Annotated in this window: 24 protein-coding genes and 1 pseudogene; 14 read left to right on the top strand and 11 right to left on the bottom strand. The window is 58.7% G+C overall.

The window, feature by feature from the left end; translation table 11 throughout:
* A pseudogene (locus CKW14_RS20045) lies at positions 1–96 on the top strand (IS110 family transposase); the annotation flags it as partial.
* A 72-nt stretch (positions 97–168) separates the two neighbouring features.
* Here CKW14_RS20045 and CKW14_RS20040 read toward each other — a convergent pair.
* The 6 genes from CKW14_RS20040 to CKW14_RS20015 all read right to left on the bottom strand — a co-directional run bounded on the left by CKW14_RS20040 (position 169) and on the right by CKW14_RS20015 (position 8,517).
* Positions 169–1,485: an OprD family porin gene (locus tag CKW14_RS20040; RefSeq protein WP_095125945.1), complete on the bottom strand. Its 1,317-nt coding sequence runs from the start codon at positions 1,483–1,485 to the stop codon at positions 169–171.
* 196 nt (positions 1,486–1,681) lie between these two features.
* Positions 1,682–1,903, bottom strand: coding sequence for a hypothetical protein (locus tag CKW14_RS20035; RefSeq protein WP_095125944.1), 222 nt, complete (start codon positions 1,901–1,903; stop codon positions 1,682–1,684).
* A gap of 318 nt (positions 1,904–2,221) precedes the next feature.
* On the bottom strand, positions 2,222–3,586 hold the full coding sequence (locus CKW14_RS20030) for a heavy metal sensor histidine kinase (RefSeq protein WP_095125943.1): 1,365 nt from the start codon (positions 3,584–3,586) through the stop codon (positions 2,222–2,224).
* Entirely contained in the window at positions 3,576–4,253 is a 678-nt protein-coding gene (locus CKW14_RS20025; protein ID WP_007916978.1) for a heavy metal response regulator transcription factor, read from the bottom strand. Before CKW14_RS20025 ends, CKW14_RS20030 begins: the two co-directional genes overlap by 11 nt.
* Before the next feature lie 8 nt (positions 4,254–4,261).
* A complete protein-coding gene (locus tag CKW14_RS20020) occupies positions 4,262–7,363 on the bottom strand; it encodes a multidrug efflux RND transporter permease subunit (protein ID WP_095125942.1) in 3,102 nt (1,033 codons plus the stop codon).
* Positions 7,360–8,517, bottom strand: coding sequence for an efflux RND transporter periplasmic adaptor subunit (locus CKW14_RS20015; RefSeq protein WP_095125941.1), 1,158 nt, complete (start codon positions 8,515–8,517; stop codon positions 7,360–7,362). The genes CKW14_RS20020 and CKW14_RS20015 overlap by 4 nt, the downstream gene beginning before the upstream one ends.
* A gap of 1,226 nt (positions 8,518–9,743) precedes the next feature.
* Here CKW14_RS20015 and CKW14_RS20010 point away from each other — a divergent pair.
* The 5 genes from CKW14_RS20010 to CKW14_RS19990 all read left to right on the top strand — a co-directional run bounded on the left by CKW14_RS20010 (position 9,744) and on the right by CKW14_RS19990 (position 12,097).
* Positions 9,744–10,106, top strand: coding sequence for a DUF6124 family protein (locus CKW14_RS20010; protein WP_016985602.1), 363 nt, complete (start codon positions 9,744–9,746; stop codon positions 10,104–10,106).
* Positions 10,107–10,299: 193 nt separating this feature from the next.
* On the top strand, positions 10,300–10,929 hold the full coding sequence (locus tag CKW14_RS20005) for a nucleotidyltransferase domain-containing protein (RefSeq protein WP_095125952.1): 630 nt from the start codon (positions 10,300–10,302) through the stop codon (positions 10,927–10,929).
* A complete protein-coding gene (locus tag CKW14_RS20000) occupies positions 10,892–11,311 on the top strand; it encodes a hypothetical protein (protein ID WP_095125940.1) in 420 nt (139 codons plus the stop codon). Before CKW14_RS20005 ends, CKW14_RS20000 begins: the two co-directional genes overlap by 38 nt.
* A gap of 129 nt (positions 11,312–11,440) precedes the next feature.
* Positions 11,441–11,746 carry a hypothetical protein gene (locus CKW14_RS19995; protein WP_095125939.1) on the top strand — a complete coding sequence of 102 codons (306 nt, stop codon included), beginning with the start codon at positions 11,441–11,443 and terminating at the stop codon, positions 11,744–11,746.
* 111 nt (positions 11,747–11,857) lie between these two features.
* Complete coding sequence (locus tag CKW14_RS19990; RefSeq protein ID WP_095125938.1) at positions 11,858–12,097, top strand: hypothetical protein; 240 nt, start codon at positions 11,858–11,860, stop codon at positions 12,095–12,097.
* Between the two features lie 175 nt (positions 12,098–12,272).
* Here CKW14_RS19990 and CKW14_RS19985 read toward each other — a convergent pair whose 3' ends face one another.
* From CKW14_RS19985 to norR, 5 genes are all read right to left on the bottom strand, one after another.
* Positions 12,273–13,022, bottom strand: coding sequence for a YkgJ family cysteine cluster protein (locus CKW14_RS19985; protein ID WP_095125937.1), 750 nt, complete (start codon positions 13,020–13,022; stop codon positions 12,273–12,275).
* An 83-nt stretch (positions 13,023–13,105) separates the two neighbouring features.
* On the bottom strand, positions 13,106–13,432 hold the full coding sequence (locus CKW14_RS19980; protein ID WP_095125936.1) for a hypothetical protein: 327 nt from the start codon (positions 13,430–13,432) through the stop codon (positions 13,106–13,108).
* A gap of 147 nt (positions 13,433–13,579) precedes the next feature.
* Entirely contained in the window at positions 13,580–14,038 is a 459-nt protein-coding gene (locus tag CKW14_RS19975; protein ID WP_095050663.1) for a GNAT family N-acetyltransferase, read from the bottom strand.
* A gap of 27 nt (positions 14,039–14,065) precedes the next feature.
* Positions 14,066–14,968: a chemotaxis protein CheV gene (locus CKW14_RS19970; protein WP_095125935.1), complete on the bottom strand. Its 903-nt coding sequence runs from the start codon at positions 14,966–14,968 to the stop codon at positions 14,066–14,068.
* A 313-nt stretch (positions 14,969–15,281) separates the two neighbouring features.
* Positions 15,282–16,841: a nitric oxide reductase transcriptional regulator NorR gene (norR, locus tag CKW14_RS19965; protein WP_095125934.1), complete on the bottom strand. Its 1,560-nt coding sequence runs from the start codon at positions 16,839–16,841 to the stop codon at positions 15,282–15,284.
* Between the two features lie 164 nt (positions 16,842–17,005).
* Here norR and hmpA point away from each other — a divergent pair, with 164 nt between their 5' ends.
* The 8 genes from hmpA (at position 17,006) to CKW14_RS19920 (ending at position 25,473) form a co-directional block, all read left to right on the top strand.
* Positions 17,006–18,187, top strand: coding sequence for an NO-inducible flavohemoprotein (hmpA, locus tag CKW14_RS19960; RefSeq protein WP_095125933.1), 1,182 nt, complete (start codon positions 17,006–17,008; stop codon positions 18,185–18,187).
* A 236-nt stretch (positions 18,188–18,423) separates the two neighbouring features.
* Positions 18,424–18,933: a disulfide bond formation protein B gene (locus tag CKW14_RS19955; protein ID WP_025109264.1), complete on the top strand. Its 510-nt coding sequence runs from the start codon at positions 18,424–18,426 to the stop codon at positions 18,931–18,933.
* Between the two features lie 825 nt (positions 18,934–19,758).
* Positions 19,759–20,700 carry a ubiquinol oxidase subunit II gene (gene cyoA, locus CKW14_RS19945; protein ID WP_007916947.1) on the top strand — a complete coding sequence of 314 codons (942 nt, stop codon included), beginning with the start codon at positions 19,759–19,761 and terminating at the stop codon, positions 20,698–20,700.
* Positions 20,701–20,703: 3 nt separating this feature from the next.
* Entirely contained in the window at positions 20,704–22,734 is a 2,031-nt protein-coding gene (cyoB, locus tag CKW14_RS19940) for a cytochrome o ubiquinol oxidase subunit I (RefSeq protein ID WP_007916945.1), read from the top strand.
* 3 nt (positions 22,735–22,737) lie between these two features.
* Positions 22,738–23,361, top strand: a complete 624-nt coding sequence (gene cyoC / locus CKW14_RS19935; protein ID WP_003227982.1) for a cytochrome o ubiquinol oxidase subunit III — start codon at positions 22,738–22,740, stop codon at positions 23,359–23,361.
* Entirely contained in the window at positions 23,361–23,696 is a 336-nt protein-coding gene (cyoD, locus tag CKW14_RS19930) for a cytochrome o ubiquinol oxidase subunit IV (RefSeq protein WP_007916940.1), read from the top strand. Before cyoC ends, cyoD begins: the two co-directional genes overlap by 1 nt.
* A gap of 11 nt (positions 23,697–23,707) precedes the next feature.
* Positions 23,708–24,595 (top strand): heme o synthase, encoded by an 888-nt coding sequence (cyoE, locus tag CKW14_RS19925; RefSeq protein ID WP_007916939.1) that lies wholly within the window; start codon positions 23,708–23,710, stop codon positions 24,593–24,595.
* A gap of 386 nt (positions 24,596–24,981) precedes the next feature.
* Complete coding sequence (locus CKW14_RS19920; RefSeq protein ID WP_007916938.1) at positions 24,982–25,473, top strand: RidA family protein; 492 nt, start codon at positions 24,982–24,984, stop codon at positions 25,471–25,473.
* Positions 25,474–25,560: the final 87 nt, after the last annotated feature.

The raw sequence follows: 25,560 nt of genomic DNA, 5'->3' as shown, positions 1-25,560 counted from the left end.
ACCACGCAGGCGTTGGTGATGCTGGCTCGCAAACTTGCTCGGGTGGTATTCGCCTTGCTGAAAGGGCAAAGCGAATACCAGACAAAAGTCAGTTGAGGGCTTCCCCTCAACCATAGAATCTCCCACAGGGTGCATCACTGAATTCAAGACGGTGTTATGGCGCCGATCTTAGAAGACGTTGATCGGGTAGTCGATGATCACGCGGTATTCATCTGTATCCGAATCAATCACGCCGTAGCCGTTGCCGCCACGGTTGGTCGCCCATTGCAGGTGGAGCGCCAGATCCTTGGCCTGACCGCTCTGCACCACGTACTTCAAGTCGAGATCGCGTTCCCAATGCTTGGCGTTGCGGCCATCGGCGCTGTACCAGTTGGAATAGCCTTTGCTGTCGGGGTCGACCTTGGTCAGGTCCACCTTGCCGCGCGAATACGACACCGCCGTGGTCAGCCCCGGCACGCCGACACCGGCGAAGTCATAGGCGTACTTGAGCTTCCACGAGCGTTCGTTCGGGCCGTTGAAGTCGGAGTATTGCTGGGAGTTGTCGAGGTAAACGCTGTCGCCTTGGCTGATGTAGTCGAACGGCGTGTTGCCGTTGACCCGCTGATACGCGGCGGTAACGCTGTGATTACCGACGCCAACGGTGAAATGCAGGCTGTAGGTGTTGTTGTCGATGTTGCCCAGCAGCGCATCACCGGTGTCTTGCGTGTGATAGAAGTGCAAGCCCGGGTTGAGGCTGACTAGATCGTTCAACTGCCAGGTGTAGTCGAGGTCGTAGTAATACTGGTTCCAGATGTCCTTCAACTCAGAGGCATAAAGGCTGCTGGTCAGGCCTTCGACACCGCTCCACGCCACGCCGGCCCAGTTCAGGTGCTGGCTCTCATCACCGTCGGCAAGAGTGCCGTAGGAAGTGCCGATGCGCGTGTGGCCACTCTGGTTGTAAGGCTTGTTGAAACTCGCCTGGCCGCCTTCGATCAACCAGCCATCGAAGCTGTGGTTGGTCAGGCTCACACCACGAAAAGTCTGCGGCAGCATGCGCGTTTCACCGCCGGCAATCACCGGGTTGGTGAGGAACAGGTCACCGGCCTTCAACTCGGTATCGAACGCGCGCATTTTCAACGTGCCGCCCGCCGTGGAGAACGCCCCCGGCGCTTTGCCGCCATTCTCTCTGACCGGCAGGATGCTCGAGCCGTCGGTGCCGCCACCGCCATCGAGCTTCAACCCGAGCATGGCGTGGGCATCAATGCCGAAACCGACCGTACCTTCGGTGTAGCCCGACTTGAAGACCCCGAGAAAGCCCTGGCCCCACTCGATGTTGTCGTCCGCTTTCTGCAAGCGGTTGCGATTCATGTAGTAGTTGCGGGCGTTGAGGTTGAGGCTCGAACCCTCGACAAAGCCATCTTTGGCAGGCTCGTCAGCGTGAGCGGCAGGGGCAATCGTTGCGGCAATTGCAAAGAACAGCGGGGTGCAGCGAACTGGGTAACGCACGTGCGATGGAGCTCCTTGGGTCAACTGGCCCTTCAATGGCTTGAGGGCTTGATGTTTCTTGTTGTTACAGACGAACCAAACGGCTTTCAGACCACAACGAAAAAAGGCCGCTGAAAGGCAGCGGCCTGGAATGACGACGGTTGAACGGGAAGAGCCAAACAACCGCGTCGAGGGAAACGTTGGCGCGGAGCGCGACTCAGCTGTCTGTCTCGCTTGCTTGAGTCTGGGAAGTGGCAGCCTGCGGGGCTTGCGAGGCGTCCTGAGCCTTGGCCATCACTTCGGCCTGATGCTGATCGAAGGCCTGAGCGCGAGCGATATTTTGCGCTACGAACGACTGCGATTCTTCAGCCATCGCCATCGGCGACAGGATCAATGAGGACAAAACGAAAGCGCTGGCAATACCCATACTGTTGGACATCTTGAAAACCTTCTCGCTTGGCGAGTGCTGTTTGGTGCGGGCAAAGATAAGGTCGCCGGGCGTTGGGAAACAGCGTGATTTTCATAAATGACTGTTACAGCAGAAGCAAAAGTCACCCCCTCACCCCAGCCCTCTCCCCCTGGGTGGCGAGGGGGAAAGGCAGCAGATCTTCATGCTTTTCAAAGCCTGAGTTTTGATCGTTCCCACGCTCTGCGTGGGAATGCCTCATCGGACGCTCCGCGTTCGGCTTTGGAAGGGACGCAGAGCGTCCACGGCTGCATTACCACGCGGAGCGTGGGAACGAGCGGTGGGGGAGGGTCAGACGGGAAGGTGGATGCCGAAGGTATTCATCCCCCGATCACTGCGCACAAACACATCGCCGCCATGCATCAGCGCAATCGCCTTGACGATCGCCAGCCCCAAGCCATGGTTATTGCCACTGTTGCTGCGCGATGCATCCACCCGATAAAAGCGCTCGAACAAGCGCGGCAAATGCTCGCTGGCAATCGGTGAACCGGGGTTGGCCACGCCGATACTCACCTGATGCGCTTCAACCTCAATCCGCACCTCGATCACCTGACCCGCGCCGGTGTGCTGCACCGCATTGCTCAACAGATTGATCAACGCCCGGCGCAAATGCGCGACCTCGATCTGCACCAGTGCATCACCGCTGACCTGCACTTCAACCTGCGCATCTTCAAGGATGAAATCCAGATACTCCAGCGTCGTCGCCACCTCATCCGCCAGCGACGTCGAGGTCAGTTTGGTCGCCTTGTTACCCTGATCGGCACTGGCCAGAAACAGCATGTCGTTGATGATCGAGCGCAGCCGTTCCAGCTCTTCAAGATTGGATTGCAGCACTTCGAAATAGTGTTCGGCAGAGCGCCCACGGGTCAGCGCCACTTGCGTCTGGCCAATCAAATTGGTCAGCGGTGAACGCAGTTCATGGGCGACGTCGGCGTTGAACGACTCAAGTCTTGAATAGGCCTGCTCGACCCGTTCCAGCGTCGAGTTGAACGAATCGACAAACTGCTCAAGCTCCGGTGGCAGCGGCGACAAACGCAAGCGCCCGGCTCTGAGCGGTGGCGCCAGTCGTTGAGCCTCATGGGACAGTTTGATCAACGGCTTCAAACCAATCCGCGCGACCCAATACCCCAGTGCCGACGCCATCAACACACCGACAATCGCCAACCCGATCAGCGCGATCAACAGATTGTGCTGAGTCTCGTGAAAGGTCTCGGTATCAATGCCGATCATGAAGCGTAGCGGCGGCCGCTGATCCTTGGCTGGCAACTCGGTCAGCAACACTTTCAGCGGATAAGGATGGTCGGGCAACTGCAGGTCATGCATGCCCAGCGGCCCTTGGGCGAACGCGCGAATCGCCGCATCGGGCTGACCATACTCGTAACCCGGATCGCCACTCACCACCCAGAAACGAATGCGCTTGTCCTCTTCGCCGAGCAGCTTCAACTTGGCGTTGATTTTCACCCAGTGCTCGGGCGTGCCGAAGCGATTGAGCGCCGATTCGAGCACGCTATATCGGGCATCCAGCTCGGCTTCCGGCAGTAATCCCAAGCCTTTGTCGACCTGTTGATACAACGCGCCGCCGATCAACAGAAACACCAGCAGCGCCACCAGCGTGAACATTCCACTGAGGCGCAGGGCAATCGAGTTACTGGACACCACGGCTCTCCAGCACATAACCCATGCCGCGAATGGTGTGCAGCAGTTTCTCGTCGAACGGCCCGTCGAGCTTGGCGCGCAGGCGTTTGATCGCGACTTCGACGACGTTGGCATCGCTGTCGAAATTGATGTCCCAGACCATCTCGGCGATGGCGGTTTTCGAAAGGATTTCACCTTGCCGGCGGGCCAACACGCTCAACAGCGAGAACTCTTTAGCGGTCAGATCCAGTCGGGTGCCGGCGCGAGTGGCCTTGCGGCTGATCAGATCTATCCACAGGTCGGCGATGCTCACTTGCACCGGTTCGTGGCCGCCGCTGCGCCGGGTCAGTGCTTGCAGACGCGCGACCAGTTCGAGGAAGGAAAACGGTTTGCCGAGGTAATCGTCGGCACCGTCGCGCAGGCCTTTGATGCGGTCTTCGACGCGCTCGCGGGCGGTGAGCATGATCACCGGGGTTTGCTTACGCGCACGCAACGCGCGCAGCACGCCGAAGCCATCGAGGCCCGGCAACATGACGTCGAGGACGATCACCGCGTAGTCGCTTTCCAGCGCCAGATGCAGACCCTCGACGCCGTCACGGGCCAGATCCACGGTGTAACCCTGTTCCGTCAGACCGCGGTGCAGATAGTCCGCGGTTTTTTCCTCGTCTTCGATAATCAGAACGCGCATGACCCGCCTCAGTCTGTGGTCGCCAGCGCCGCTACGGGCGCAGGTTTGGGCCTGTGGAACAGCCGCTCAAGCCACAAGTATATGACCGGAGTGGTAAACAACGTCAGCATCTGGCTGACCAGCAAACCGCCGACCACCGCGATCCCCAGCGGCTGACGCAGTTCGGCGCCAGTGCCGTAGCCGAGCATCAGCGGCAGCGCGCCGAGCAGGGCGGCGAGGGTGGTCATGATGATCGGCCGGAACCGCGTGATGCATGCTTCGAAAATCGCATCCTGCGGTGACAGGCCTCGGTGGCGCTGCGCTTCGAGCGCAAAGTCGATCATCAGGATGCCGTTCTTCTTGACGATACCGATCAGCAACACGAGGCCGATCAACGCCATGATCGAAAAGTCCTGGCCGCAGATCCACAGCATGATCACCGCACCCAAACCTGCCGCCGGCAGCGTCGAAATGATCGTCAGCGGGTGCACGAAGCTTTCATAAAGCACACCGAGAATGATGTACACCGCCACCAGCGCCGCAAGAATCAGCCATGGCTGACTGGCCAGCGAACTCTGGAACGCCTGCGCCGCCCCTTGGAAATTGCCGCTGATCGCCGTCGGCATGCCGATCTCGGCCTTGGCCTGATTGAGCAGAATCACCGCATCACCCAGCGCAACGCCGGGCGCGAGGTTGAACGACAAGTTGGCGGCCGGGAACATGCCGTCGTGGGCAATCGACAACGGGCCAATGGTCGGCGCATCGAACTTGGCCAGCGCCGACAGCGGCACCATCTCGCCACTCAGCGGCGAACGCAGGTAGAAATAGTTGAGGCTTTCGGCCTTGCCGCGTTGCTTGGTGTCCAGCTCCAGAATCACGTTGTACTGGTTGACCTGGGTCTGGAATTCATTGATCTGCCGTTGCCCGAAAGCATCGTACAGCGCCTCGTCGACATCGCTGGCGGTCAGGCCGAAACGGGCGGCGGCGCTGCGGTCGATGCTGATGTGAGTGATGCTGCCGCCCAGTTGCAGGTCGTTGGAAATATCGCGGAACGCCGGGTTGCTGCGCAGTTTTTCCGTCAGGCGTTGCGTCCATGTCGCGAGGGTCGCGCCGTCGTTGCTCTTGAGTACGTATTGATACTGCGCGCGGCTCGGGCCGGAGCTGAGGTTGATGTCTTGGCCGGCGCGCAGATAGAGGACGATGCCGGGGACTTTCATCAGTTGCGGACGGATGCGGTCGATAAACTGGCTGGCTGAAACATCACGGTCGCCACGTTTTTTCAGGGCAATCCAGAAGCGGCCGTTGGCGATGGTCTGGTTACTGCCGGAGACACCGACCGAATGGGAGAACGCTTGTACGGCCGGATCGGCGGCGACAATTTCCGCCATCGCCAGGTGTTTTTTCACCATGTCGCCGTAGGAAATATCCGCAGCCGCTTCAGTGGTGCCGAGGACGAAACCGGTGTCCTGCACCGGGAAGAAACCTTTGGGGATAAAGATGTAACCGCCGATGGCCAGCGCCAGCGATAAACCGAACACGCCGATCATCAATTTCTGATGGGCGAGGGCACGGCGCAGGCCTTTCTCGTACCAGCCGAGCAAGCGTTCGCTGAAGCCCGGTTTGGCGTGGGCGTGATGCACCGGTTTGCGCATAAACAGCGCCGCTAGTGTTGGCGCCAGAGTCAGCGACACCACCACGGAAATCATGATGGTCGAGGTCGCGGTCAGGGCGAATTCCTTGAACAGGCGCCCGACCACACCGCCCATGAACAGCAACGGAATGAACGCCGCCACCAGCGAGAAACTGATCGACACCACGGTGAAGCCGATCTCGCCCGCACCCTTGATCGCGGCCTCGCGCATGTCGTCGCCGGCCTCCAGATGCCGGTGGATGTTTTCCACCACCACGATCGCATCGTCGACGACGAAACCAACCGCGACGACGATCGCCACCAGCGTCAGGTTGTTCAGGCTGAAACCGAGGAGGTACATCAAAGCGAAACTGGCGATCAGCGACACGCCAAGCACCGCCGAAACAATCAGGGTCGCCGACAACTGACGCAGGAACAGCGCCATCACCGCGACCACCAGCAGGATCGCGATCAACAGGGTGATCTCGACCTCATGCAGGGAGGCGCGAATGGTCTGGGTTCGGTCGATCAGGGTTTTCACTTGCACCGAGGCCGGCAGCATGGCTTCGAGGCCGGGCAGGGCGGCTTGAATGCGGTCAACGGTTTCAACGATGTTCGCGCCGGGTTGGCGCGAGATCACCAGGTTCACCCCGGGTTGATCTCCGGCCCAGGCTTGCACGTAGGCATCTTCCGAACCGTTGACCACTTTGGCGACATCACGCAGGTGAACCGGGGCGCCATCCTTGTAGGAAACGATGAGCTGGCTGTAGTCCTCGGGGTGGAACAACTGGTCGTTGGTCGACAGTGTCGAGATACTCGATTCGCCGTACAGCGCCCCTTTGGCCAGGTTGAGGCTGGTTTGCTGAATCGCCAGTCGGATGTCGGCGAGGGTCAGGCCGATCGCCGCGAGTTTGTCCGCCGAGGCTTGTACGCGAATCGCCGGACGTTGCTGACCGGTGATGTTGATTTGGCCTACGCCGTCGATCTGACTGATCTGACGCGAGAGCAGGGTTTCCACCAGGTCGCTGAGTTCGGTGCCGGGCATTTGCGTCGAGCTGACGCTGAGAATCAGCACCGGGCTGTCGGCCGGGTTGACCTTCTTCCAGGTCGGTAGCGTCGGCATGTCCTTGGGCAGTTTACCGGCGGCGGTGTTGATCGCCGCTTGGACTTCCTGAGCGGCAGTGTCGATGCTTTTATCGAGGGTGAATTGCAGGGTCAAAAGGCTGGAGCCCAAGGCACTGCTGGAGGTCATCTGGGTCATGCCGGGGATGGCGCTGAATTGCACCTCAAGCGGCGTGGCCACGGATGAGGCCATGGTGTCGGGGCTGGCGCCGGGCAACTGCGCGGAAACCTGAATCGTAGGGAATTCCGCTTCCGGCAGTGGGGCGATTGGCAAGCGCGGGAAGGCAATCAAACCGACCAGCACCAAAGCGATGGTCAGCAGGATTGTGGCGACCGGGTGATCGATGCACCACGTCGAAACACCTTTATGCGCCTTCATGGCTTCGGCTCCGCCTGCACCACTTGCGGCGGCTCGCTCATGACTTGCACGGTCGAACCGGGTTTAAGCCGCGACTGGCCGTCGGTGACCAGCACGTCACCGGCCTTCACGCCTTTGATGATGTCCTGGCCGCTGCCCTGGTAAACCATTTGCACCTGCACCGCTTCGACCTTGTCGCCATTCACCCGGTAAACGAAGTGTTGGTCGAGGCCGCGTTGTACGACGGTGGGCGGGACGACCAGCGCATCTTTGTCGAGGGCTGTCTGAATTTTTACCGTGACCAGCAGGCCAGGCCAGAGCTTCTGGCTGGCGTTGTCGAATTCGGCCTTGGCGCGGATGGTGCCGGTGTTGGCGTTGATCTGGTTGTCGATGAGGGTCAGGTGACCTTCGCCGAGCAGGTTGCCGGTTTCGCCGTCCGTGTCGGCGCCGATGTAGGCCTTGACTTGCGCGCGTTGCGGGTCGTTGATCAAGCCTTGCAGGGTCGGCAGCATTTGCTGGGGCAGGGAGAATTCGACGGCGATCGGGTCGATCTGGGTGACGGTGAACAGGCCGGCGGTGTCGGTCATGCGCAGGAAGTTGCCTTCGTCGACTGTGCGAATACCGACGCGGCCGGTGACGGGGGAGCGGATTTGCGTGTAGGACAGCTGAACTTGGGCGGCGTCGATTGAGGCTTGGTTGCCTTGGGCGGTGGCTTTCAATTGGTTGACCAGGGCTTGTTGCTGGTCGTAGGTCTGTTTCGAGATGCCGTCGTCGACGGTGAGCAGTTTGTAGCGTTTGAGGTTGACCAGGGCGACTTGCAGTTGCGCCTGGCTTTCGCCCAGTTGCGCCCGGGCCTGGTCGAGGCTGGCGCGGATGGAGCGGTCGTCGATGGTGGCCAGCAGGTCGCCTGCTTTGACGAGTTGGCCTTCTTTGACGAGGATTTTGGTGAGGATGCCGTCGATCTGGGGGCGCACTACGACGCTGTGTAATGAGAGTACGGAGCCGATGCCGCTGGTGTAGCGGGGGACGTCTTTTTCGCTGACCGCTATGACTCGCACCGGGATGGTGGTGGGGGTGGCGAGTTTGGTGGGGGCGGGTTTCATTGCCCACCATGTACCTGCGGCGGCCAGGACGATCACTAGGGCTAGCAGGGCTTTGTTTTTTTGGATTCGCATGCGGGGTGGGCGCCGGACGGAGTTTGGGCAGGGTTAGGGTCTTTATAAACTTGTTTGGGGGTCAGGAGGGTGACGGCTAGCTGTCGGCGCTGTCAGTTTTCTTTGCGGTGGATCCGTTGCTGCGGTAACGGCGGCTTAGGGTTTCGCCCTTACGGCGACTCACTTTTTTACAAGCGCCTAAAAAAGTAAGCAAAAAACGCTTGCTCCTACGTACGGCCCGCTCGCTGGGGCTCGGGGTTCCTTCGCTGCGGGATCGATCCGGGCGCAGCGCCTACGGTTTGCTTCGCTGCACCTCCTCTCGCTGTGTTTGGCTGCGCCAAACGGTCGCTGCGCTCCCACGCCCGGATCAATCCCTCCGCTCAGCCTTCCGACGTCGCCCGTGGATCAAGATCAAGAGCAGGCGAGCTGACACTCGGCCTATTGAGTGGTGAAGAGCGGGGCGTGGTCGGCTTTGAATTTGTGGTGGTGCTTCCCCTCACCCCAGCCCTCTCCCGAGGGAGAGGGGGCCGATCTGTGGGCTTTTCAAAACCTGAGTTCAACGCGGTATTGCACGTCGGCGTAGTTCTGCCAAACACCACGGTCAGTCCCCTCTCCCTACGGGCGGTCCGACGTTTCGGGAGGGCTAGGGTGAGGGGCTTTTGATCTGTTTCAGAATCTGAGTTCGGCTCGGTATTTCACGTCGGCGTACTTCGCCCAAACACCTCAATCAGTCCCCTCTCCCTACGGGCGGTCCGACGTTTCGGGAGGGCCAGGGTGAGGCGCTTTTGATCTGTTTCAAAACCTGAGCTCGACTCGGTATCGCACGTCGGCGTAGCTCTGCCAAACACCACGGTCAGTCCCCTCTCCCTCTGGGCGGTCCGACGTTTCGGGAGGGCTAGGGTGAGGGTTGGCTTTTGGCTGTTTAAATTTGTGTCAAATAACCAGAACCTTCCCACAAGGTTTTCAGGTTGTCCGTCGGACGTGCGCTCTCTAGTCTTTGGTTGTCGCCGAAAACTCGGCGATCGGGTGTGAGAACCCTGAAAAATTAGTGATTCAGTCCATCAGTCCGCATAATTGGCGGCAGCTTGTCCGCTGCTCGCAAATGCTTCATGGCGGCTGTGTGCGGGCAGACTTCGGTCTGGCCGGTTTCCTATTTTTCCGGTTTCTCACCCCGCACATAGCTGCCACCCACTTCGCCGCGTGAGAAACGGCAAGGGATGGCTCCCATTTGCAAAATAGGGTTTCCAATGACTAAGCCAGTTCCAGATCCACCCATCGATCCCACCACCCCACTCGAAGACGCCATCCGCGCCGACGACCAGATCAAAACCCGCGAAGCCATCAAGCGCGCCCTCGATTTCTACCTTTGCCCCGAACCAGTCAAACCACGTCAGCCCAGTACGATGTTTCTCATCCACCCGAACATCGACACCGAAAGCCTGCTCGCCCACGCCTGCGAATCGCTGGCTTCAGCCAATGTCATGGCCGGTGATCTGGCCGATCAGCTCAGTCGCCCGCAGCGCAGTACGGCGCTGGCGATCCAGCAGATCGTCATGCTCGCCGAGCTGGCGGTAAACCGGGCGCTGGATCGGGTTGATCCGCAAACGTAATCCGTCTGAGCACCGCGTTATCGTTCTTCGCGAGCAGGCTCGCTCCTACAAGGGGACCGCAATCCAAATGTAGGTGTGAGCCTGTTTGCGATGGCGATTGTTTTGTGGCCGCTGTCTCTGGAAATATTCGTAAGGTTGATAAGTCCCAAAAAGGGACCTATCGTTCCCTTTTTGGGACTCTTTGGCCTTCACAGTGGAAACTATCTCTCTAAGCGAAGCGCTATTTACCACCACTCAACAAAAAGTGTTGGGTCTGCTGTTCGGTAAGCCTGACCAGACTTTCTATGCCAATGAGATCGTGCGCTGGGCGCGTGTTGGCAAAGGCAGTCTCATGCGTGAACTCGACCGTCTGCAGCGAGCCGGTGTGTTGCGCATGACAAGGGTGGGCAATCAGAACCATTACCAGGCCAATCCCGCCTGTCCCATCTATGCCGAACTACTGGGCATCGCCCGCAAGACGTTTGGCATCGCCGAGCCTCTGCGTCAGGCATTGCAGCCGTTTACCGAGCAGATCACCTGGGCGTTTGTCTATGGCTCCATCGCCAAAGACTCAGCAAACACACTCAGTGACATTGATCTCATGCTGATTGGCGAAGGCCTGCACTACAGTGACGTCATGGAACGGCTCATGCCCATGGAGGAGCAATTGGGTCGTCCCATCAACCCGACGCTTTACACCCCGCAAGACTGGGCGGCGAAGCTGGCTGCGCACAACAGCTTTGTCGTGCGGGTGGTGCAGCAGGAAAAAATCGATCTGTTAGGGGCAAACCCTTTGGAGTCCAAGGATGGGCAGCAACGAGAGTCTGGAGAATCTTCTACGTAGCGGTGGGCTGAAAGCGGAGCCGCCGGATCGCAAGGAGTGCGAGGGCTTGATGCGCTCGGCCGTGGATCGGCTCAAGGATGCGCAAACTTCTACGTTGTCTTTTTCCAGCCGTTTCGACTTGGCTTATAACGCAGCGCACGCGTTGGCGCTGACGGCGCTTCGATTGAGTGGCTATCGATCGGATAAACGCTATCTGGTCTTTCAGTGTCTGGTGTATACGGCGCATATCAGCAAGGTTCAGGTGCGATTGTTCGCGTTGTGTCATGAGCGGCGCAATCTCGCGGAATACGAAGGGTATATGGATGAGGATGACGCGCTTCTGGCGCAGTTGTTGGAAAGCGCCTCGCAATTGTTGAGTATCGTCCAGCAACGAATGAACTGACATCCGGCACGGCTTGCGATCCTGACTAATCTCTTAAAGATTCGCCTCTATGAGCGGATACAGCTTGTATGGCTCAGGCTGCGCGCGGCCCAAATCTCTCTGGGCCGTCCACTTCGGGAGTGTCTTGAAATGAAGCTGAAAACCGCTCTGCCGTATGTGCTTCTCTTGCTTCCACTCACAGCGTTCGCCGCGCCGGCCAGTCAATCCGGTGAGATCCGCTTCACCGGGCAAATCGTTGATTCGGGCTGTCAGGTCGGTCCGGTCGGGGCGTTTGTTGCTCGTGAGTCTCGCCAGATTGAAATCAAGCCCGGCGTGAAAGTCGATGTCGACACTGAGCGCAACGCCTGTAGCCATCAGTCGCTGCCGATTTCCATGCGCTATGAAGCGCTGAAGACCTCGACTGACAAAGGCATCGTCACCATCACCTACCTGTAAACCGTTCGGCGTGCGCTGCAAATCTTCAGGTGCCGAGCCATGGCGCACAGGTATACTGCGCGCCTTCGCGGCTCACTGATCGGGCCCGACTTTTTGCTTTCCGGAGCTTTTATGACTTCCCCGACCCTGCCGCCGGTTGACGACGCTGTGAGCGATGTCTCGGCTGAACTGGCCGATACCAGCGAAACCAAAGCCGAAATCCCGGCGTTCAAATTTCCGTTCAAACCGGGCGAACTGGCTTCTGCCAAAGGCTCGAACCAGCCGTGGTACAAGAACGGCGCCAAGAACGGCCACACCAAGACCCCGGGCATGGCGCCGCCGGGCACCCGTCGTTCGATGGGCAAGCGCTGAGTTTTATTCCCGCCTGCGTTCAACGCGGCGATTGATACTGCCTGTGCCGGACCTTTCGCTGGCAAGCCAGCTCCCACAGGGTTCTGTGTCGTACACAAATTACGTGAACGCCCGAGATACCTGTGGGAGCTGGCTTGCCAGCGATGAGGCCAGTTCGGTTTTTGCAAAATCCCGATCAAGCCGCCCGTAGCGAGATAAACGCATACGTCTGCGCCGGCTCCGTCACCACCTGCGCCCCGGCCGCCAAAATCTGCGCGGCAACATCATCGCCCGATAGATGAAACACCCACTCACTGGGTGCAGTCATCAACGGCTGCGCGGTCACCTGATCAATCACCGCCGCAAACGCATCCATGTTCGGTAAGTACGCAGTAAAGCCGTCCCCTTTCAGTGCTGTGGTGCGAATCCCGAGCATCGCGCAAATCGCGTCCTTGATGCCGATGTCATCCCGATCGGCCTGGCGCGAGCGCTGAATCAACTCCACCAGTTCCTGATCGACCAACTCACCGCCGGCAATCAACACCGGCCCCTGTTGCCAGGACTCCGGCGGACAATCCTTGGCGGTAGGGTTGAGCGGGATATGCGGATTGATTTCTGCCGGATAAATGCGGCACACCAACGGCCGTCGCTCGTAGATCCGGCACAACTTGTCTTCGTCAAGATTCCGACAGGGGCCGACGTTGTACGCGGCGAAAGTGATCGCCACATGGGCGTCTGCCGCGCCGCTGCGAACGAGCGCTGAGCGTCGTTCGGCATGTTCCCGCTGCTGCGCCGGCAAACCCAGGCCATTACCGAGAAATGCCTCCACCAGCACGATCACCTGACCGCCATCCGCCGCCCACATGCGGGCTTCGGCCAAGGTCAGCGGGACATGGTGGTCGGTGCAGCATTTGCCACAGCCTACGCAGGAAAACGTCGTATTCATTGAGCGATCTGTCTTCAATCAGGGTGTGAAACGGTGGCGGAAAACCACCGCACAGGCGCGGATCGAAGCAAGTTATGCGCCACTCACTGGGATTTGGCTGTCGGGCGGATCGAGTCCCACTCGGTGACGAAGGCGGTTTTCGATTTTTTGTTGTAGAGGCAAAGCTCGGTGCCTTGCTGGCCTTTCATGTGTTTTTGCGGGTATTGGCCTTGCAGCAGAACGGCGGTGTAGCCGACGCGGTCATCGAATTGTGCGGGGGTGCCGACTGGTTTGGCGTTTTTCAGGCCGCTGGCCTTGGTGCAACTGGCGAGCACGGTTTTGTCGTAGGCGGCCCAGGCATCGGGGCTGGAGGCTTGAGCCTGGGAGGTTAGGGCGGTGAGGCAGAGCAGGCTTGCGGTGAAGGTTTTCATGGTGGGCGTCCTTGGTCGTGGGTGGCCAAGGTTTGAGTCTGTCTGAGAAGGGAAGTTGCCTGTGCTGGCCTCTTCGCGAGCAGGCTCGCTCCCACAGTTTGAAATGCATTCCAGGGTGGGAGCGAGCCTGCTCGCGAAGACGGTCGATCAGTCCGGCACCAGCTCGCGGCGGACCACATACATCCCGGCACTTTCATACAAGCGCTGCGCCCGCTGGTTGTCCTCCAGCACTTTCAGATCAACAAACCCTTCACGGCGCTGCTTAAACACCTTGAATGCATTGAGCAACAACGCCCGGCCCAAACCGCGGCCCTGCATGCGCGGATGCACCACCAGATTCTTGATATACGAACTGGTCCAGCATTGCGCCACGCCGACCACGCCTTCGCCATCACGGGCAATCAAACACAGGCTCGGATCGTATTCAGGATCGGTTTCGAACTGCTGCTGCCAAACGTCCAGCGCCGGCACTCGGCCGCCACCTTCGCGATAACCGAGTTGCATCAAGTCATGCACATCCGCCGCCAGTTCGACGGAGTACGTGCACAGTTCAATGTCTTGTGGCCAAGGGGCATCCGGCGCGTCCTTGCCCAGGTCGCGCCGCATCAAAAAACAATGCCTCTGGGCCAAGACTCAGTGCCCGTGGGCGGCGACGTGTTTGGCCGCTTCGATCAGGCAGTAGGTCAGTTCCGGCGAGGAGAACTTGGTCAGCACACCGTTCGCCCCGGCCAGCCGCGCTTTTTCGCTGTTCATCGCGCTGTCCAGCGAGGTGTGCAGCAGCACGTACAAATGGGCGAAGTCCGGGGTCTCGCGCAGGGTACGGGTGAAGGCGTAGCCGTCCATCTCGGACATTTCGATGTCGGAGACGATCAGGTTGATCTGCTGCGCCGTGCCTTGCAGGTCGAGCAGGCAGTCGATGGCTTCCTTGGCGCTGCGTGCGGTATGGCATTGCAGGCCGAGGTTGCGCAGAGTGTGCACCGATTGCTGCAGCGCCACTTGGCTGTCGTCGACCACCAGGATGCGTGCGTTGCCGAGCACCTCGGCGTCTTCCATGGTCAGGTCGGTCGGAGCCATTTCGATCTGCGCCGGGGCGATGCTGTGGATAACCTTTTCGATATCCAACACCTGCACCAGCGTGCCGTCAACCGAAGTCACGCCGGTGATGTAAGCGCGCGAACCGCCCGAGCCGAAGGGCGGGGGCTTGATGTCGGTGGTCAGGCAGTGGACGATTTTGCTCACAGCCTGAACGTGCAGGCCCTGCTTGGAGCGGCTGACGTCGGTGACGATCAGGCAGCCGCCGTTCGGGTCTTCCAGCGGGCGTTCGCCGATGGCGCGGCTGAGGTCGATCACCGACAGCGAAGCACCGCGCAGGGTGGCGATGCCTTTCACGTGCGGGTGCGACTCCGGCAGCTTGGTCAGCGGCGGGCAGGGGATGATTTCACTGACTTTCAGCAGGTTGATCGCCATCAGCTTGCCGCTGCGCAAGGTAAATAGCAGAAGCGAAAGTGAGTCTGCGCGGGCTTTGGTGGAGGACATATGAACCTTCTGTGGAAAAGGTGGTGGGCGAGGGTGCAAATCGCCAGAAACTATTGATGCCGGGTTATCGGCGTTAAAAGGTTGGGCTTTAGGTTAGTTGTCGGGTGGCGTGCAGATCAAAAGCCAAAGCCCCTCACCCTAGCCCTCTCCCGGAGGGAGAGGGGGCCGACCGAGGTGTCTGGCGTTGTGCATCGACCTGAATGACCGAGTCGATTATGGATTCGGTAAAGATCAATCACGTCGGCGGAATTCTGCAATGTCCCCCAATCAGTCCCCTCTCCCTTTGGGAGAGGGCTAGGGTGAGGGTGTGCTTTTAGCTCTTCATGCCTAGTCGTTTGGCCATGCGGCCGAGGTTGGCTCGGTCCAGCCCCAACTCCCGCGCCGCACTCGCCCAGTTATCTTGATTACGCTCCAGCGCCGCACTGATCAAACGCCGCTGATATTGCTCGGTCGCACTGCGCAGATCCCCGCTAATCAGCGGCATCTCAGCCACAACTCCGGCAACCGCCTCAACCGAGTTATCCACAACCTCGCGCGGCAAATCCAGATCCGCCGCGCTCAAACTGAGAATCTTCGGCCGCACCTTGCAGTTGCCCAGCGCCTTCAACGCACTGCGCCCGATCAAGTGTTCCAGTTCACGCACATTGCCCGGCCACGTGTAGGCGAGCAACGCCTCCTGGGCGTCGCTGCTCAGGCGCAGGCTGTTGAGACCCATGCGTGAACGGTTCTGCTCAAGAAAGAAGCCGCTGAGCAACAACACATCGCGACCGCGCTCACGCAGCGCCGGTACGCGCAGCGGGTACACGCTCAGGCGATGGTAGAAGTCGGCGCGATAGCGACCGCTGCGTACTTCTTCGGCCAGGTCACGGTTGGTCGCGGCAATCAGGCGCACATCGACCTGATGCTCCTTGTCCGAGCCCAAACGTTGCAACTGGCCGCTCTGCAAAACGCGGAGCAATTTCGCCTGCACGGTCAGCGACAATTCACCGACTTCATCGAGAAACAACGTACCGCCATTGGCCAGTTCGAACTTGCCGCGTCTGTCGCTGGTGGCGCCGGTGAAGGCGCCGCGCACGTGGCCGAACAGTTCGCTTTCTACCAGCGTGTCGGGCAGGGCGGCGCAGTTGAGGCTGATGATTGGTTTTTCGGCGCGGGGAGAGGCGGCGTGAATCGCTTGGGCGACCAGTTCTTTGCCGACGCCGGTTTCCCCGGTGATCAACACCGTCAGATCGCTGCCGCCGACCAGATTGATTTCCTCCACCAGTTTTTTCAGCGCCTTGCTCTGGCCGATCATTTCGCGGTTCTGCTGGCCGCTGGCCTGACGATAAACTTCGGCGCGCTGGTGCTCGTCTTCTGCGCGATTGGCCAGACGTTCTATACGTTCGGCGGCGTTGACCGTGGCCGAGGCGAGGCTGGCGAAGGCTTGCAGGGCGTCGAGTTCGATCGGTTCGAAACGCTCGGGGTCGAGAGCGTCGAGGGTGATCAGGCCCCAGAGTTTTTCATCGACAAATAAAGGACAGCCGAGGCAATCGTGAACCTCCAGATGCTCGTCGAGTCCGTCGACGAGACCGTCATAAGGATCGGGCAAGTCGCTGTCGGCGGCGAAGCGCGTGGGTCCGGCTCCGCTGAGGAGCATTTCGAAACGCGGGTGCTCGCTGACTTTGAAGCGCCGACCGAGGGTGTCGGTGCTCAAACCGTCCACCGCCAGCGGCACCAGCGCTTCGCCGTCGAGGCGCAACAATGCAGCGGCATCGCAGGGCAGCAGGGCGCGCATGGCTTCAAGCAAGCGCCGATAGCGCTCGCCCTCGGGCAGTTCGCGGGACAGGTCGGAGACGAGAGGCAGCAGGGCGGTGAGCAGTGATTTGGCGGTCATGGTCTTGTAGTCAAAGAGACAAGATGTAGTCGGGATGACTATAAAGGCCTTTGGGTCGTTATGACTACATCGTTATTAAGTTATTGAGTTATATGAAAAAATAAGTTGGCACGGAATCTGATAACCCTAAGGTAACTTTTCAAAGAAGCTCAGGAGTCAACCTTATGCTTAGCGTTCAGGATCGTGCCATCGTCAAATCCACCGTGCCTCTGTTGGAAAGCGGCGGTGAAGCGCTGATCACGCACTTCTACCGCATGATGCTCGCCGAATACCCTGAAGTCCGCCCGCTGTTCAACCAGGCGCACCAGGCCAGCGGTGATCAACCGCGCGCCTTGGCCAACGGCGTGTTGATGTACGCGCGGCACATCGATCAGCTCGACCAGTTGGGTGATCTGGTGGCGAAGATCATCAACAAGCATGTTGCACTGCAGATCCTCCCTGAACATTATCCGATTGTCGGTGCCTGTCTGCTCCGCGCTATTTCCGAAGTGCTCGGCGAAGAGATCGCCACGCCAGAAGTGATGAGCGCCTGGGGCGCGGCGTACGGTCAACTGGCGGACATTCTGATCGGCGCCGAAACCGCGATCTACGACCAGAAGGAACAAGCCGTCGGCGGCTGGCGCGGAGCGCGTGAATTCATCGTCGCGGCCAGGGTCGAGGAGAGCGCGGAAATCATTTCGTTCTACTTTGAGCCGGCCGACAAAGGTCCGATTCTCGCGGCCGAACCGGGTCAGTACATCGGCATGAAGCTGATCCTCGATGGCGAGGAGATCCGCCGCAACTACTCGCTGTCGGCACTGGCGAACAACGGTCAGTACCGCATCAGCGTCAAACGCGAACCGGGTGGCCGTGCCTCCAACCACTTGCACGATCAACTGCAGGTTGGCGCCAGCATTCAGCTGTTCCCACCATCGGGTGAGTTCACTTTGACCGCGAGCGACAAGCCGTTGGTGTTGATCAGCGGCGGCGTCGGCATCACGCCAACTCTGGCGATGCTTGAAGCCGCGCTGGAAACCGAGCGTCCGGTGCACTTTATCCACTGCGCCCGCAATGGCAGCGTGCATGCGTTCCGCGACTGGATTGATGAGTTGGCTGAGCGTCATCCGCAACTCAAGCGTTTTTATTGCTACGCCGAGGATGACGGTGTGAGTCCGGCGGCGGACAAGGTCGGGATGTTGAGTCAGGAGTTGCTGGGCGAGTGGTTGCCGGCTCAGCGTGATGTCGACGCCTACTTCCTTGGGCCGAAGGGTTTCATGGGGGCGATCAAGCGGCATTTGAAAGCGCTGGGTGTGCCGGAGCAGCAGAGCCGTTATGAGTTTTTTGGGCCGGCTGCGGCTTTGGAATAATCCAGAACCGAGTCACCTTCATTCGCGAGCAGGCTCGCTCCCACAGGATTTGTGTTCGACGCAGATCCAATGTGGGAGCGAGCCTGCTCGCGAAGGCCGTTATGCGGTCTCGATTCTTAAATTCTGTTTAAAGGTTAATCGTTTCTTAACCGCTTTATCGTTTATTCCCCCGGTGTAGACTTGCGACAACCTTCAGCCGCGAGCCGGTTGAACCATGGACATAAAAGGGAAACGCGATGAGCGAGGAAACGATTCGGTTGGGCCGTGAGCGGCGCTTTCTGGTGCTGTTGGGGATCATCTGCCTGGCGCTGATCGGTGGCGCTCTATATATGCAGATCGTGCTCGGCGAAGCGCCGTGCCCACTGTGCATCTTGCAGCGCTATGCGTTGCTGCTGATCGCGCTGTTCGCGTTCATCGGCGCGGCCATGCGCACCCGTCGCAGCATCACCGTTTTCGAGGTGTTGGTGGTGATTTGTGCGATTGCCGGGGCCGGTGTGGCCGGGCATCACGTGTACACCCAGTTCTATCCGGCGGTGAGTTGCGGCATCGATGTGCTGCAGCCGATTGTCGATGATCTGCCGCTGGCGAAGATCTTCCCGCTGGGCTTCCAGGTTGACGGTTTCTGCTCGACGCCGTACCCGCCGATCCTTGGCTTGTCGTTGGCACAATGGGCACTGGTGGCGTTCGTGCTGGTGGTGATCCTGGTGCCGCTGCTGACCTCGCGTAACCGAAAAGCACTGCGCTGAGTCAACTAATCGGCTGTCTGGCCGATACAGAAAACGCCTCGATTTGCGGATCAGCCAATCGGGGCGTTTTGCTTTTCACGGTGTTTGTGAAAACACCGTGACGGGTGGCAAGGAAGGGTGTGGCAAGTGTGCGACATGTTGTCACACGCGCCATGTCGCAGGGCCATTGAGTGACGCGGAATCGGCCGTTGTTACAAAAAAGGATTGGTCAGTTTCCGGGTTTTTCGGCTTTAGCACGCGAGTGCCAGAGCAGGCAGTTTTAACAAGCGCGGGTATATGGCCAAAAGCCTTGGGTTATCGGGCTTTGCGCTGTTCCAGCGTTCGGAAATAGCCTTCGGAGCTGTCTGAACTGACGCGGGTACACCTACATTTTTTGGTGTTTTTGTTGAGAATCTATTTCGATAACATGTGGAACTTTTGCAAAAATGGCGATGCATTGTTGCTCGAACGGATAAAAATTATTTCGGGATAAGACATGGTGTATAGGGCGCTACCTATCTACAATCGCCCGCACTGAATTCCCGGCACTGTTCAGCCTTTATTAAGGAGGCGAGCAGGAAGTCGGGTGTCGAGTGAGTCGAAAGGCTTTCAAGACACCCAGGTGTCGGTGCCTTCCAACTTTCCGCACCAAATGGAATTGGTCTGTAACAAGGCCTTTGACCACGAATTCGAATAAGAACTGACCGCTGTCCCAGGTTTTGTCGAGCGTCTGACGCGCGACGGGCGGCCCTTATTCAATCCAAAGAAAATGCCAACCCTTGGCAGGGTGAAGTGTTGGCGATCAAAACCCAACTGCATTGCGCAAGCTGCTTTAGAGGTCGTGAGATGAGTAAAAACAGGTACCCCAGATTACTAGGCCTAGTGCCGCTGCTCGGCACGTTGTTGCTGGGAGGCTGCAACATGACCTTGCTCAATCCAACGGGCCAGGTTGGCCTGGAACAGCGAAACCTGATCATCACCGCGACCCTGCTGATGCTGTTGGTCGTTGTGCCGGTTATCGTCATGACCTTCCTGTTCGCCTGGAAGTACCGCGCGTCGAACAAGAACGCCGTCTACACCCCGAAATGGTCGCACTCGACCAAAATCGAAGTGGCAGTCTGGACCATCCCGGTCCTGATCATCATTGCCCTGGGTTACATCACCTACATTTCGACCCACGAACTGGACCCGTATCGTCCGATTCAATCCGACGTCAAGCCAGTGACCATCGAAGTCGTTGCGCTGGACTGGAAGTGGCTGTTCATCTACCCGGAACAAGGCATCGCCACGGTCAACAAGATCGTGTTCCCGGCGCACACGCCAATCAACTTCAAGATCACCTCTGACGCTGTGATGAACTCGTTCTTCATCCCGGGTCTGGGCGGCCAGATCTACGCGATGGCGGGCATGCAGACCAAGCTGCACCTGATCGCTGACCGTAACGCTGAAATGGACGGTATCTCCGCCAACTACAGCGGCGCGGGTTTCACCGGTATGAAATTCAAGGCTATCTCCACCACTCAGGAAGATTTCGACGCCTGGGTAAGTGAAGTCAAGAAGTCACCTAAACAGCTTGATCAAGCTGAATACGCGGCCCTTGCCAAACCGAGCCAGAACAACCCAGTCGAGCTCTACTCCTCGGTCACGCCGAACCAGTTCCAGATCATCGTCGACAAGTACGAAGGTATGAAGCCGGGTAAGCCGCTGAAGCACGAGAAGAAAGAGAAAGAAGTGGCGGCCACGGAAATTGACTCGAGTTCGCATTCAGCTGCCGGGGCAGAGGAGTAAACGATGTTTGGTAAATTAAGTTGGGAAGCAGTCCCATTCCACGAGCCGATCGTGATGGTGACCATCGCCATGATCGCCCTCGGTGGTCTGGCGCTGTTCGCTGCAATCACCTACTTCAAGAAGTGGACCTACTTGTGGACCGAGTGGTTGACCTCGGTCGACCACAAGAAAATCGGCGTGATGTACATCATCGTTGCCATGGTCATGCTGCTGCGCGGTTTTGCCGACGCCATCATGATGCGTACCCAGTTGGCTATGGCCACCGAGGGTTCGCCTGGCTACCTGCCACCTGAACACTATGACCAGATCTTCACCGCTCACGGTGTGATCATGATCATCTTCATGGCGATGCCATTCTTCACCGGCCTGATGAACCTTGCAGTGCCGCTGCAGATCGGCGCGCGTGACGTTGCGTTCCCGTTCCTGAACTCCCTGAGCTTCTGGCTGCTGGTTTCCGGCGTAGTGCTGATCAACCTGTCCCTGGGCGTCGGCGAATTCGCCAAGACCGGTTGGGTTGCCTATCCACCATTGTCGGGTCTGCAATACAGCCCTGGCGTGGGCATGGACTACTACATCTGGGCGCTACAGCTATCCGGGTTAGGTACGACGCTAACGGGGGTTAACTTCCTCGCGACCGTACTGAAAATGCGTACCCCTGGCATGAAACTGATGGACATGCCGATCTTCACCTGGACCTGCACCTGGGCAAACGTTCTGATCGTGGCTTCGTTCCCGATCCTGACCGCTACCCTGGCACTGCTGACCCTTGACCGTTACATGGATTTCCACATTTTCACCAATGAACTTGGTGGCAATCCAATGATGTACGTCAACCTGTTCTGGGCCTGGGGCCACCCTGAGGTTTACATCCTGATCCTGCCGGCATTCGGCATCTTCTCGGAAGTGATCTCGGCGTTCACCGGCAAGAAACTGTTCGGCCACCACTCGATGATCTACGCCTCGGGCGCGATCTCGGTACTGGGCTTCATGGTTTGGCTGCACCACTTCTTCACCATGGGTTCGGGTGCCAGCGTCAACGCCTTCTTCGGTCTGGCGACGATGCTGATTTCCATCCCGACGGGTGTGAAGCTATTCAACTGGCTGTTCACCATCTACCAGGGCCGTCTGCGCTTCACCAGCCAGGTTCTGTGGACTCTGGGCTTCATGGTGACCTTCGCCATCGGCGGCATGACCGGCGTACTGCTGGCCATCCCGGGTGCTGACTTCGTTCTGCACAACAGCCTGTTCGTGATTGCGCACTTCCACAACGTGATCATCGGCGGCGCGGTATTCGGTTACATCGCTGGTTTCGCGTTCTACTTCCCGAAAGCGTTCGGCTTCAAGCTGCACGAAGGCTGGGGTAAAGCAGCGTTCTGGTTCTGGATCTCGGGCTTCTTCGTCGCGTTCATGCCGCTCTATGCACTGGGCTTCATGGGCATGACCCGTCGTCTGAACGCCACCACCAACCCTGAGTGGGTACCGTACCTGTACGTTGCCATGTTCGGTGCGGTGATGATCGCTGTCGGTATCGCCTGCCAACTGATCCAGCTGTACGTCAGTGTGCGCGACCGCAACAAGCCAGAGAACGTTTGCGATCACGGTGACCCGTGGAATGCACACACCCTGGAATGGTCGACCTCGTCGCCACCTCCGTTCTACAACTTTGCTGTGCTGCCTAAGGCTGACTGCATCGACCCGTTCACTGAAGCCAAGGAAAACGGTACTGCGTACCAGCGTCCGGCCAAGTACGAGCCGATCCACATGCCGAACAACACCGCCACTGGCGTGGTGATGGGCGCACTGTTGACCGTCTTCGGTTTCGCGATGATCTGGCACATCTGGTGGTTGGCAATCGCTAGCCTGGCCGGCACCGTCATCTACTTCGTGATCCACGCTGCACGTGACGACCAGGGCTATATGGTTCCGGTTGAAACGATCGAGCGTATCGAAGCCGAGCAGCACAAGCGTCTGGTTGCGGCAGGGAAAATCCCGGCCGGTGCCACCCGTGTTGAAACCTCGTTGGAACAGGCTTAAACCATGTCGAACTTAGTGACCAATGTTGGACACGCCCATGGTGACCATGGGCACGATGACCATCACCACGACTCGGGCGAGATGACCGTATACGGTTTCTGGCTCTACCTGATGACCGACTGCATTCTGTTTGCGTCGATCTTCGCGGTGTACGCAGTACTGGTAAACAACGTCGCCGGTGGCCCGTCGGGCCACGACATCTTCGAACTGCCATACGTGCTGGGCGAAACCGCTCTGCTGTTGTTCAGTTCGATCACCTACGGCTTCGCCATGCTGGCGTTGTACAAAGGTAAAAAGCAGCAGGTTCTGGGCTGGTTGTTCATGACCTTCCTGCTGGGCGCAGGCTTTATCGCCATGGAGATCAACGAGTTCCACCTGCTGATCTCCGAGGGCTTCGGTCCTAGCCGTTCGGGCTTCCTGTCCGCGTTCTTCACCCTGGTCGGTACCCACGGTCTGCACGTATCTGCGGGTCTGATCTGGATGGGCATCATGATGTACCAGGTCAACAAGCACGGCCTGACGGCGACCAACAAGACCCGTCTGAGCTGCCTGAGCCTGTTCTGGCACTTCCTGGACGTGGTGTGGATCTGCGTATTCACCGTTGTTTACCTGATGGGGACTCTGTAATGGCTAATGCACACTCCCATGACAGCCATGATGCTGGCCACGGCAGCGTAAAGTCGTACGCCATTGGCTTCATCCTGTCGGTGATCCTGACCGTGATTCCATTCGGTCTGGTGATGTACCCGAGCCTGCCGAAGGCCACCACGCTGGCAATCGTTCTGTTGTTCGCAGTGATCCAGGTGATCGTTCACCTGTATTACTTCCTGCACCTGGACCGTTCCATTGCTCAGCGTAACAACGTGATCGCGTTTGTCTTTACGGCCATTGTGATCGTGCTGCTGGTTGGCCTGTCGTTGTGGATCATGTTCAGCATCCACACCTACATGATGGCGAAGTGAGGTAAGACCCGATGTCGCTCAAGCACTTTATCCAAATCACCAAACCGGGGATCATTTTCGGTAACGTGCTTTCTGTGGCAGGCGGGTTTTTCCTGGCCTCGAAAGGGCATGTGGATCTGGCGGTGTTTCTGGCTGCCATGATCGGTACATCCCTGGTTGTTGCCTCCGGTTGCGTGTTCAACAACTGCATCGACCGCGACATCGACCTGAAGATGGAACGCACTAAAAACCGGGTGCTGGTGCAGGGCTTGATCTCCCTGAAACTGGCCCTGGTCTACGCGACCATCCTTGGTGTTCTCGGCGTTGCGTTGTTGTATAAGGTGGCCAATCCGTTGGCCGCTTTGTTCGCGGTGATCGGTTTCATCATCTACGTCGGCTTCTACAGTCTGTACCTCAAGCGTAAGTCGGTTCACGGCACGCTGGTGGGCAGTCTGTCGGGCGCCATGCCGCCAGTGATCGGTTACGTTGCCGTAACCAACAGCTTCGACATGGCCGCGCTGACGTTGCTGGTGATGTTCAGCCTGTGGCAGATGCCGCATTCCTACGCCATCGCGATCTTCCGCTTCAACGATTACCTGGCCGCATCGATTCCGGTGTTGCCAGTGAAGCGCGGGATCCAAGTGGCCAAGAAGCACATCCTGCTCTACATCCTGGCGTTCCTCGTAGCGACCTTGATGCTGACCTTCAGCGGTTACGCTGGCATGAGCTATCTCGCGGTGGCTGCGGCCATGGGCATGTACTGGTTGTACATGGCCTGGACCGGCTACAAGGCAGTGGATGACACGGTCTGGGCACGCAAGCTGTTTGTGTTCTCGATCTTCACCATCACTGCGTTGAGCGTCATGATGTCCCTGGACTTCAAGGTGCCGGCAGAGTTGCTGCTGACGTACGCGCCGTAAGGCTCAAAGGCTTGAAGAAAAACCCCGCACATTGAGAGATGTGCGGGGTTTTTTGTTGGGTGGCGTAAAGCCCTCATCGGAACGCCGCCCGCCCAGCCCTCTCCCAGAGGGAGAGGGGGCCGACCGAGTTGTCTCGAGTCCACCGCCGACCTGCAAAGTCGTGGCGATTATGGATTCGGTAAAGTGCGTTCAGGTCGGTGTATGTCGTCAATATCCTGCGTTCGGTTCCCTCTCCCTATGGGAGAGGGCTAGGGTGAGGGTTGCGAGTGGAGTTCAAAACCCCTAGATTTGGATCCAACCCCGACAGTGATAGCACCAAGCCATTTTTCGGTGTTTTACTGCCGTGATTCGAGCTTCTTCATGCACTGATCAAAAGGCTGGGCGAAATGACTGAGAGGATGACCTGCGACGAGCGTTTTATTGCCCTGGCCCAAGAGCTGAACTACGACATCTATGGTGAGAACACCGCCGGCGGCAATTACGCGCCGCTGATCCGTCATCATGATGAGCTGTACATCAGCGGTATGGTGCCGCGCACTAACGGCAAGATTCAGTACCCGGGGCGTGTCGGCCTGGAGTTGACCCTCAAGGATGCGCAAGCCGCCGCGAGCATCAGTGCGATGCGTTGCCTGGCGCTGATCGTCGATGCCGTCGGTTCGCTGGACAAGATCAAGGCGTTGTTGCGGGTCACTGTTTACGTGAAGTCGACGCCGGATTTCGTTGACCTGAGCGAAGTGGCCAACGGTGCGTCGGACGTGTTCAGTCATGTGCTCGGCGATGCTGGCCGGCATACGCGCACCACGGTCGGTGTGTATCAGTTGCCGAAGAACGCAGCGATTGAAGTGGACATGATTGTAGCGTTGCATCCTTCGGCTTGAGGGTGGTTTAGCGGTTTGCCCTCACCCTAACCCTCTCCCTCGGGAGAGGGCTGGGCGGGCGGCGTTCCGATGAGGGGATGGGATTTA

Origin of the sequence: Pseudomonas sp. Irchel s3a12 (assembly GCF_900187485.1) — a bacterium.
In the GTDB taxonomy this organism is placed as follows: domain Bacteria; phylum Pseudomonadota; class Gammaproteobacteria; order Pseudomonadales; family Pseudomonadaceae; genus Aquipseudomonas; species Aquipseudomonas neuropathica.
This window is presented reverse-complemented; position numbering and strand designations above follow the sequence as displayed.

Coding starts and splice junctions, on each gene's coding strand:
- CKW14_RS20035 (WP_095125944.1), bottom strand. CDS start 1,903: ATGTCCAACAGTATGGGTATTGCCAGCGCTTTCGTTTTGTCCTCATTG.
- CKW14_RS20025 (WP_007916978.1), bottom strand. CDS start 4,253: ATGCGCGTTCTGATTATCGAAGACGAGGAAAAAACCGCGGACTATCTG.
- CKW14_RS20020 (WP_095125942.1), bottom strand. CDS start 7,363: ATGAAGGCGCATAAAGGTGTTTCGACGTGGTGCATCGATCACCCGGTC.
- CKW14_RS20015 (WP_095125941.1), bottom strand. CDS start 8,517: ATGCGAATCCAAAAAAACAAAGCCCTGCTAGCCCTAGTGATCGTCCTG.
- CKW14_RS20010 (WP_016985602.1), top strand. CDS start 9,744: ATGACTAAGCCAGTTCCAGATCCACCCATCGATCCCACCACCCCACTC.
- CKW14_RS20000 (WP_095125940.1), top strand. CDS start 10,892: ATGGGCAGCAACGAGAGTCTGGAGAATCTTCTACGTAGCGGTGGGCTG.
- CKW14_RS19995 (WP_095125939.1), top strand. CDS start 11,441: ATGAAGCTGAAAACCGCTCTGCCGTATGTGCTTCTCTTGCTTCCACTC.
- CKW14_RS19990 (WP_095125938.1), top strand. CDS start 11,858: ATGACTTCCCCGACCCTGCCGCCGGTTGACGACGCTGTGAGCGATGTC.
- CKW14_RS19985 (WP_095125937.1), bottom strand. CDS start 13,022: ATGAATACGACGTTTTCCTGCGTAGGCTGTGGCAAATGCTGCACCGAC.
- CKW14_RS19980 (WP_095125936.1), bottom strand. CDS start 13,432: ATGAAAACCTTCACCGCAAGCCTGCTCTGCCTCACCGCCCTAACCTCC.
- CKW14_RS19975 (WP_095050663.1), bottom strand. CDS start 14,038: ATGCGGCGCGACCTGGGCAAGGACGCGCCGGATGCCCCTTGGCCACAA.
- CKW14_RS19970 (WP_095125935.1), bottom strand. CDS start 14,968: ATGTCCTCCACCAAAGCCCGCGCAGACTCACTTTCGCTTCTGCTATTT.
- norR (WP_095125934.1), bottom strand. CDS start 16,841: ATGACCGCCAAATCACTGCTCACCGCCCTGCTGCCTCTCGTCTCCGAC.
- hmpA (WP_095125933.1), top strand. CDS start 17,006: ATGCTTAGCGTTCAGGATCGTGCCATCGTCAAATCCACCGTGCCTCTG.
- CKW14_RS19955 (WP_025109264.1), top strand. CDS start 18,424: ATGAGCGAGGAAACGATTCGGTTGGGCCGTGAGCGGCGCTTTCTGGTG.
- cyoA (WP_007916947.1), top strand. CDS start 19,759: ATGAGTAAAAACAGGTACCCCAGATTACTAGGCCTAGTGCCGCTGCTC.
- cyoB (WP_007916945.1), top strand. CDS start 20,704: ATGTTTGGTAAATTAAGTTGGGAAGCAGTCCCATTCCACGAGCCGATC.
- cyoC (WP_003227982.1), top strand. CDS start 22,738: ATGTCGAACTTAGTGACCAATGTTGGACACGCCCATGGTGACCATGGG.
- cyoD (WP_007916940.1), top strand. CDS start 23,361: ATGGCTAATGCACACTCCCATGACAGCCATGATGCTGGCCACGGCAGC.
- cyoE (WP_007916939.1), top strand. CDS start 23,708: ATGTCGCTCAAGCACTTTATCCAAATCACCAAACCGGGGATCATTTTC.
- CKW14_RS19920 (WP_007916938.1), top strand. CDS start 24,982: ATGACTGAGAGGATGACCTGCGACGAGCGTTTTATTGCCCTGGCCCAA.